A 1394-nucleotide genomic window follows, 5' to 3' on the forward strand; every position below is an offset into this window, starting at 1 on the left:
CCATAAGCTTTGGGAATGCTCACTATCCTGAGGATGGAACTACCGGTGATGAACTCTTCAAGGTTGCCGATTACAGGATGTATGAACAGAAACGCGCTGCCAGGCGATGATAGTTTCGGTAATCATGACCTGAACAGTCTTTCAGACAACCAATAACGCTGTTTAGCATAAAAAGTTCACGATTCCCTTTCCGTTTACTGGTTTTTTTAGTAGCTTCTAAAGATACAATCTTTTATCTCCTATATACATCCATTTATTTTGCATGATATCGAAGGTTGTTTTTATAGAATCATGGCATGGTGGCAATACCACGCTGGCTTTTGTTTCATGAGAGGGATAACAGGTTGTAATCTATTTGTAAGGTGGCTATTTTTATGCAGATTTCTGACAAGCATGTAGTGAGTATGAACTACACATTGAAAAACGACCAGGGAACAGTTCTTGATACTTCAGAAAACCGTGAACCGCTTTCTTTCATCGTCGGTTCCGGGATGATCATTCCAGGGCTGGAGAAAGAACTGCACGGTAAAGAAAAGGGAGACAAGGTATCAGTAACCGTCGAACCCAAGGAAGGGTATGGTGAATATGATCCTTCCCAGACTGTGGCAGTTTCCAGGAATCAGTTTGCCGACGGAACTGAAGTCAAGGTGGGTATGACTGTTCAGGCCCAGAGAGAAGACGGTCAAGTACAACTATTGACCATTAAAGAGGTTGTGGATGACACCATTACATTGGATGCAAATCACCCTCTTGCTGGACAAACACTCCATTTCGATGTTCAGATCGAAGATGTCCGTGAGGCTACAGAGGAAGAGATTGAACACGGTCACGTACACTGATCTGTTTTCTGATTGATTCTTTCAACCAACTAAATCACCTATACAAGACCGTCGGTACACAGGGAGTATTGCCTGGCTGACGGTCTTGTTGTGTGATTATTTTCTGTACACCAATATATTACACGTAAATGATAAAAGAATCCAAATAAAAATATCGCATTTGATTTAGTGGAAGTTATACCACGATATATGAATCTTTTACTATGCACTGAAGGACCACTTTTACCTCTCCGTGTGGAAGGCCAAGCCACATCGAAAATGGAGTACAAAATTGATTAACTCCTGAGTATAGCTGTGACGTACGATGGAACAAGCTATACTCGCTCCTGGAGTCCGTATGCTCATGGCTGGCTCATTGATATTTCATCAGAGGATTTATTTGAAGAAATATAAGGGGTACTGACTGGTTGTAGCTACTGTAAGCCTATCAGAAAAACCAAATAAGAAAGTGTCGGATGGATATGTTTACGAAGAGGGAGTCGTCTGTCATTGATTTCCCTCCCCTACGATATTTTTCTTTGCCATCTTACCAAAATCGTATATATCTTCTTTGAT

1 protein-coding gene is annotated in these 1394 nt (G+C 41.3%); it reads left to right on the forward strand.

The window, feature by feature from the left end; translation table 11 throughout:
- Nucleotides 1–374: 374 nt before the first annotated feature.
- Nucleotides 375–839 carry an FKBP-type peptidyl-prolyl cis-trans isomerase gene (locus AB7S66_RS09420; RefSeq protein WP_428519375.1) on the forward strand — a complete coding sequence of 155 codons (465 nt, stop codon included), beginning with the start codon at nt 375–377 and terminating at the stop codon, nt 837–839.
- Nucleotides 840–1394: the final 555 nt, after the last annotated feature.

This window comes from Sphaerochaeta sp. (assembly GCF_050178175.1).
GTDB lineage: Bacteria > Spirochaetota > Spirochaetia > Sphaerochaetales > Sphaerochaetaceae > Sphaerochaeta.